Genomic DNA, 6,250 nt, shown 5'->3' with positions numbered 1-6,250 from the left:
AGAACGCCGCCGCTCATCGAGTTGCGGGTCGTGTCGTTGCCCCCGACGATCAACAGGATCAGGTTGCCGGCGAACTCCATCGGACGGTCGATCAGGTCCTTGGTGGCCTCGTCGCTCTGCAACATGGTGATCAGGTCGAAACCCGGCTCTTCTCCCTCCGCCAGGCGGGCGGCCTTGTCATGCCACAGTGCGCTGAGTCCACGCGCCATGTCGACCATGCCCTTGAACAGCTCGTCGTTGTCGGAGGGCCCTCCATTGGCCTGCTCCATGGAGGTGGCCAGGTCCGACCACTCGACAAGCTTGTGGCGCTGCTCGTAGGGGAAGTCCAGCAAGGTCGCCAGCATGCGCGCGGTGAGCTCGATCGACACCGTCCTCACCCAGTCGAAAGGCTCGTTGACGGGCAGGTTGTCCAGGACGTCCCTGACGCGCTCCCGGATGAGGCCCTCCATCTCGCGCAGGTTCTTGGGAGCCACCACGCCTTGGACGGCGCGCCGTTGAACGTCGTGCCTGGGCGGATCCATGGCGATGAACATGGCGATGTCCATGAACCGCGGCGGCGCCCCGATGACGATCAGGGGCTCGGCGGAGAAGGCCTCGTGGTTCTTGTCCACAGCGATGATGTCGGCGTGCCGCGTCACCGACCAGAACGGCCCGAACGGACTGTTGGGCTGGTAGTGCACCGGGGCCTCGTTACGCAGGCGCTCGAAGTAGGGGGCCCACTGCCCCTGTCGGTACAGGAAGGGGTTGCTGAGGTCGATGTCTTCGAGCGCGAGTTCTTCGACCGGCGGGATCGGGCGTTCGACGAACATCTTCTGCCCGTTCGTGCCCGTCAACCAACGTCGGCTCTTGTCGTAGAGGTGCGCGGCCTGGACCTGGCGATCCAGGGGTATGGCGGCGTCGACCTTCGTCTTCACTGCGTCAGGGATCTTCATCTCGTCAACACCTCCTGTTACATCTGGAATTCAGGCAACTGCACGGTCAAGCCGTCCCATGACCGGGAGACCTGGACTTGGCACGACAGCCGCGACGTCGGCTCTCGCTCGGGGTTCATCGACAGCATCTCCTCCTCCTCCGGGCCGGAGGGGCCGACCTTGGCGGCCCAGGCGGAATCGACGATCACGTGGCAGGTGCCGCATGCGGCCTCTCCGCCGCAGTCACCATCGATGCCCGGAATGGCGTTGTTCGTGGCGACCTGCATCAGCGAGCAGCCCTCCTCGATGGGCGCCTCGTGCTTCTCCCCGTCGTATGACACGAAGGTAACGACTGTCATCTACAACTCCCTCACTATTGACTACGTCATCGACATTTTCTCCAGTATTGTCGTTGATATCGGCGATGACCATGTTGAATCGTGTCATCCTGCTGTGAGATCGGGTCACGTGAGGAGCGCTGTGCAGAGAAGCGAGCCGGGCGTCCCAGCGCTTGCCTTCGCGCAGCTGCTGGCCAGTCCGGCGATCGATCCGGACAGTGCCGAGCAGTTCCGTGCCATCATGGCGCGCGAGGGAACCGGGGAACTGTCTCTGATCCGGACCCAGGAGCAGGCACCGCTGCGGTGGTTTCGCGAGGTCTACCCGGACCTCGATGCCGAGCAGGCAACGAAGCTGGGGATCGCCTGCGCGGAACAGGCCCAGCTCACGTCCTTCGGGCCGTTGAGCGTGCCGCTGGTCAGCGCAGGAACCGTCGCCCAGGTCGTTCAGCTGTTGACCTATCTTCCCGTGATCACCGAGGCCGTCACCACCCAGTCCGATCCCCAGCGCGACGACCTGACGATCCGGCTCACCGGGAACGCGGCAGACCCCGACCTGGACTGTCTCGCCGTCACCTACTGCGGACTCGCCCTCATGCGGTTGGTCGACCGACTGGTCGACGACGCGTCGGAGGTGACCATGCATAGTCGCTGGCCGGAGCCAAGCAGCGGGGCTCGAGAAGCCTGGCCGGGGGCGCGGCTCATCTTCAACGCCCCCCTGTCCTATGTGCACATCCCTGAACGGACGCTACACGCGGCCTGCCGCTTCCCCGACCCAGTCGCCTACGACGTCGCCGTCACCAGCCTCCAGCAGGCGCTCGAACGTCAGGGCGGCAGCCGGGACTTCACCCGCAGGGTGCGGGCACTGCTGGACGACGGGCCAGGGGTGAGGACCATCCAATCGGTCGCGAATGAGTTCTCGATCTCCTCGAGTACCCTGAAACGCCGCCTCGCCGCGGAGGGAACCAGCTTCCGCGAACTCCTCCAGGAGTCACTGCTCGACCGCGCCCGGATACGGCTGCTCGACCGCTCCACGTCTGTCAGTGAGGTCGCCGCCGAACTGGGCTACAGCGACCTCACGAACTTCTCGCATGCCTTCAAAGGATGGACCGGCAGCTCACCGAGCCACTTCCGACGCGCCCACCAGCACCCTTGAGTACCACTTCCGCAGCCCCTAAGAAGGACCGCGCCCGGCGGGAGTGGCTCACCAGGTGCTCCCTTATGAGTCCACGGATCCTTCCGGAGTGGTCTCTCCGGTGGTAGCTGGAGGAGTGAAGGCATCGTCAGGCCCCGCAGCGGCGGTGACCATAGGTCCGTAGGCCTGGTGGAGGGCAGACAGAATGCGGCCCAGGGGGAGGTCGTCGAAGCTACCGTGGTCTCGTACGTACTCCATGTGCCGAGTCCCGTCGGAGGTGAAGGCGTGCATGAGCGCGTCGCTCCGTCCCTCGAATTCGACCGGTGGCACGCCGAATCGTTCGCATAACTCGACATTGAAGGCAGGTGTGGCCTTCAGCCATCGTCCGTCGATGTAGACGCTGCAATAGCCGTGATAGACGAACAGATCCGTTCCACCCATGACGGCTCGTAAGGTGTCGGTCTGCAGATGGTTCCGTACATCGGCGAAGCCGAGTCGGGTAGGGATGCCCGCGGCCCGCAGAACCGCGGCCAGTAGCACCGCCTTGGGCACGCAGTAGGCGCGGCCGGCCTGGAGGACGTGGCTCGCCCGGTAATGCTCAGGATCCTCGGAGACCGAGTAGGGGTCGTACCAGATTTGGTCACGCACTGCAGCAAAGAGCAGGGACGCTCTCTCTCGGGGGCTCGACGCGCCGGCGATCACGTGCTGGGTGAAGTCGCGTACCGAAGCGTGGTCGTGATCGAGGAAGAAGGTCGCCTCAAGGTGCGATCCCGGCGCCGGCGTCATCGCCGCACCGCGGTGTTGACCAGACCGTCAGTCTTGAGCGCTACGGCCGTGCGCGGCCAGCCGGCCGGCTGCTCGCCGGGCACTGCCGAGATGCAGACGTCGGGCATCCGCCGCACCAGGTCACCGACCTCTTCCAGCCACCGGTCGCACACGGGGCGTCGCCGTTCCAACGCGGGACCGCTTCGACGGGCTCGGGGTGCGCCCATTCCGGGCGAGAGGTCCCTCATCGCGCGCTCAACAGAAGGTCGTTGTCCACAGCAACCCCTACGCTCTGGGCGAGATCACGCATGATCAGCCAAACTTGATGGGCGATCCGGGTGGTCACCTCTTCCTTCGACTCATCGTGGTGGTCCAGCCACCAGATGATCCCCGCGTCGACCATGCCCATCAACCCCGCCATCACGCCGTCCGGGGGATCGACCTGTACCTCGGATGTGCGCATGTATGCCGAGGCTGCGGACACCACCTCCCCGAGGAACCGTGTGCGCCCCAACCTGGCCCGGTGCGTCTCCTTGTTCTGCTGGCGCGCCGCCATGAAGCGATACAGGTTGGGATGACCGGCAGCCCATCCGATGGCAGCGCCTATCACGCCTTCGATGATGGTGGGAGCTGTACCGCTCACGCGCATGGCGGGACGAACGGTGTCGATGAGCTGATCAGCCGCGAATCGGAGCACTTCTCGTTCGAGGTCTTCCTTGCTGTCGAAGTGCCGGTAGACGTGAGGCCGCGCAACGCCTGCCCGTTCCGCGATCTGGGCAGTACCGACGCCGGGACCGTACTCCTCGATCGCACGAGCCGCGGCCACCACTATCTGCTCTCGTCGTGCCGACCGGTGCGATTCGTGCGCCGTCGATCGGCGCACCACGGCCGTGTCCACCCACCTCGCAAGATCCACCAGCACATTCTAACCCGAAAGGGACTGGCGCGGTACAGGGTGTACCCGTAGCCTTCGGGTACACCCTGTACCCGGCACATAATCTTTGGAGGACCCATGCCCAGCCGCCGTTCACCCTGGATGAACCAGGACCTCGACGACTTCCGTCAACTCGCCCGGACGTTCTGCGAGAGGGAGATCAAGCCCAACATCGAGCGGTTCATCGAACAGAAGCGCGTCGACCGCGAACTATGGACCCGCGCCGGCGAGCTCGGCCTGTTGTGCGCCTCCGTTCCCGAGGAGTACGGCGGGGGCGGCGGCAACTTCTTCCACGAGGCGATCCTTATCGAGGAGCAGGCCCGCATCGGTGACAGCAGCTGGGGGGCTGCACTCCACAGCGGCATCGTGGCGCACTACCTGCTGCACTACGGCACCGAGGAGCAGAAGCGCGAATGGCTGCCCAAGATGGCCTCCGGCGAGGTCGTGACCGCCATTGCGATGACCGAGCCGGGGACCGGTTCCGACCTCCAGGGAATCAAGACGAAGGCAGTCCGAGAAGGCGACGACTACGTCATCAACGGAGCCAAGACCTTCATCACCAACGGCTACCACGCAGACATGGTGCTCGTCGCCTGCAAGACCAGCCCGGATCAGGCTGCTGCAGGCGTCTCACTGGTCATCGTGCCGACCAGCTCCGAAGGATTTCGGCGCGGCCGTGTCCTCGACAAGATCGGCCTCAAGGGGCAAGACACCTGCGAGCTCTTCTTCGATGACGTACGTGTGCCTTCCAGCAATCTGCTCGGCACCGAGGAGGGGCAGGGCTTCGTCCAGCTCATGATGCAGCTCCCGCAGGAGCGGCTCATCGTCGCCGTCAGTTGCGCCGCGTCGATGGACTTGATGCTGGACCTGACACACGAGTACACACTCACGCGCGAGGCGTTCGGCAAACCGATCTTCGGATTCCAGAACACCAAGTTCAAGCTCGCCGAGGTCGCCACCGAAGCCCGCGTCACCCGCGCCTTCATCGACGAGTGTCTCGACCTGCATGTCAAGAGCGAACTGGACATCCCCACCGCCGCGATGGCGAAGTACTGGAGCTCCGAACGCGCTCAGCAAGTCGCCGACACCTGCCTGCAACTCCACGGCGGCTACGGCTACATGGAGGAGTATCCGATTGCGCGCGCATGGACCGACCTGCGGGTCAGTCAGATCTACGCCGGCACCACCGAGATCATGAAGGAGATCATCGCCCGGTCACTCCCGACACCTGTCATGGGACAGTAGTCCGTACCCGACGCGCACTCGCTCGCTCGGCGAGCACTCCGTCCGCCAGCACGCCTAAACACGTCTCTGGTGGTCCGCATTTGAAGTCTTCTTACGGTTGGCTTTCGCGAGGACTTCGTCGGCGGTTTTCGTCCAGACGAAGGGGTGGGAGCGGTTGTTCCAGCCGTCGATGAAGGTGCGGATCTTGGCGTTGAGGTCCTTGACGGAGGTGAAGAACCCGCGGCGGATGGCCTGGCGTTCGACGATGCCGAACCAGACCTCCACCAGGTTCATCCACGAGGCGTGAGTGGGTGTGAAGTGGACCGTGAACCGTGGATTGTCGGCCAGCCAGGCCTTGACGTTCGCGTGCTTGTGGGCGGCGTAGTTGTCCATCACCAAGTGCAGCTCGGCCGGCTGGCCGTCGGCATCGACGTGCATCGCCCCGGGTTTGATGGAGACATCGATTACCCGGGAAGGGATCATCAGAACCATGGGAGCACCTCGCAAGTACCCGGACGAGCTGCGCGAACGAGCGACGCGGATGGCGTTGGAAGCACTGGCCGACCCCGACCGCTCACACGGTGCGATCGTGCGTGTCGCTGAGCAGCTCGGCGTGCACCGCGAAGCACTACGGGCCTGGGTCCGTAAAGCCCAGGCCGAGGGCCAAGACGCCTCGTCGGTCTCGGCTGATCGCGACGCCCGCCTGGCCCAGCTGGAGAAGGAGAACCGCGAGCTGCGGCGGGCGAACACGATCTTGAAGCAGGCGTCGGCTTTTTTCGCTTCAGTACCACAATGATGATGCCCGGTGGGGTTGGCTCGTTTTTTTGCTGCCGTAGGTGGCTTGTCCGCGATGTGCCGCTCCACCGGGTGTGCATCGCTGTTCGAGGCCGTGGCCTGATAGGAGCTTGCTCGCTCGTCCTGCCCGACTGAGGCGTGCCCGACCTCG

General features: G+C 64.6%; 8 protein-coding genes and 1 pseudogene. 3 read left to right on the top strand and 6 right to left on the bottom strand.

The window, feature by feature from the left end:
* Window positions 1-932, bottom strand: a 932-nt coding sequence (locus IY392_RS18185; protein WP_194861986.1) for a cytochrome P450, incomplete at its 3' end; no start/stop codon positions are given.
* A 17-nt stretch (window positions 933-949) separates the two neighbouring features.
* Window positions 950-1,270: a 2Fe-2S iron-sulfur cluster-binding protein gene (locus IY392_RS18180; RefSeq protein WP_007628312.1), complete on the bottom strand. Its 321-nt coding sequence runs from the start codon at window positions 1,268-1,270 to the stop codon at window positions 950-952.
* A gap of 121 nt (window positions 1,271-1,391) precedes the next feature.
* Between IY392_RS18180 and IY392_RS18175 the strand changes: the two genes are divergently transcribed.
* Window positions 1,392-2,402, top strand: coding sequence for an AraC family transcriptional regulator (locus tag IY392_RS18175; protein WP_069389784.1), 1,011 nt, complete (start codon window positions 1,392-1,394; stop codon window positions 2,400-2,402).
* A 63-nt stretch (window positions 2,403-2,465) separates the two neighbouring features.
* Here IY392_RS18175 and IY392_RS18170 read toward each other — a convergent pair whose 3' ends face one another.
* From IY392_RS18170 to IY392_RS18160, 3 genes are read right to left on the bottom strand one after another with little or no spacing between them, the layout of a single operon-like run.
* Entirely contained in the window at window positions 2,466-3,167 is a 702-nt protein-coding gene (locus IY392_RS18170) for a transglutaminase family protein (RefSeq protein ID WP_069389783.1), read from the bottom strand.
* Window positions 3,164-3,373, bottom strand: coding sequence for a hypothetical protein (locus IY392_RS18165; protein ID WP_141244302.1), 210 nt, complete (start codon window positions 3,371-3,373; stop codon window positions 3,164-3,166). The genes IY392_RS18170 and IY392_RS18165 overlap by 4 nt, the downstream gene beginning before the upstream one ends.
* Before the next feature lie 17 nt (window positions 3,374-3,390).
* The gene (locus IY392_RS18160; RefSeq protein ID WP_241504784.1) at window positions 3,391-4,044 is read right to left on the bottom strand and encodes a TetR/AcrR family transcriptional regulator; all 654 of its coding nucleotides are present in this window, start codon (window positions 4,042-4,044) and stop codon (window positions 3,391-3,393) included.
* Window positions 4,045-4,158: 114 nt separating this feature from the next.
* On the opposite strand from IY392_RS18160, the gene IY392_RS18155 reads away from it, so the two are divergent.
* Entirely contained in the window at window positions 4,159-5,325 is a 1,167-nt protein-coding gene (locus IY392_RS18155; protein ID WP_069389782.1) for an acyl-CoA dehydrogenase family protein, read from the top strand.
* A gap of 54 nt (window positions 5,326-5,379) precedes the next feature.
* Here the strand turns inward: IY392_RS18155 and IY392_RS18150 are convergent.
* Window positions 5,380-5,715 (bottom strand): annotated as a pseudogene (locus IY392_RS18150) (transposase); the annotation flags it as partial.
* A gap of 79 nt (window positions 5,716-5,794) precedes the next feature.
* On the opposite strand from IY392_RS18150, the gene IY392_RS18145 reads away from it, so the two are divergent.
* On the top strand, window positions 5,795-6,100 hold the full coding sequence (locus tag IY392_RS18145) for a transposase (protein WP_069389780.1): 306 nt from the start codon (window positions 5,795-5,797) through the stop codon (window positions 6,098-6,100).
* The last annotated feature ends 150 nt before the right edge of the window (window positions 6,101-6,250 follow it).

It is taken from the genome of Dietzia sp. SYD-A1, assembly GCF_015356725.1.
In the GTDB taxonomy this organism is placed as follows: domain Bacteria; phylum Actinomycetota; class Actinomycetes; order Mycobacteriales; family Mycobacteriaceae; genus Dietzia.
The sequence above is the reverse complement of the archived record's forward strand: the minus strand, read 5'-3'. Positions and strand labels throughout refer to the sequence as shown.

Excerpts from the sequence above, each read along its gene's own strand:
- IY392_RS18165 (WP_141244302.1), bottom strand. The coding sequence starts at position 3,373 with ATGGGCGCACCCCGAGCCCGTCGAAGCGGTCCCGCGTTGGAACGGCGA.
- IY392_RS18145 (WP_069389780.1), top strand. The coding sequence starts at position 5,795 with ATGGGAGCACCTCGCAAGTACCCGGACGAGCTGCGCGAACGAGCGACG.
- IY392_RS18180 (WP_007628312.1), bottom strand. The coding sequence starts at position 1,270 with ATGACAGTCGTTACCTTCGTGTCATACGACGGGGAGAAGCACGAGGCG.
- IY392_RS18155 (WP_069389782.1), top strand. The coding sequence starts at position 4,159 with ATGCCCAGCCGCCGTTCACCCTGGATGAACCAGGACCTCGACGACTTC.
- IY392_RS18170 (WP_069389783.1), bottom strand. The coding sequence starts at position 3,167 with ATGACGCCGGCGCCGGGATCGCACCTTGAGGCGACCTTCTTCCTCGAT.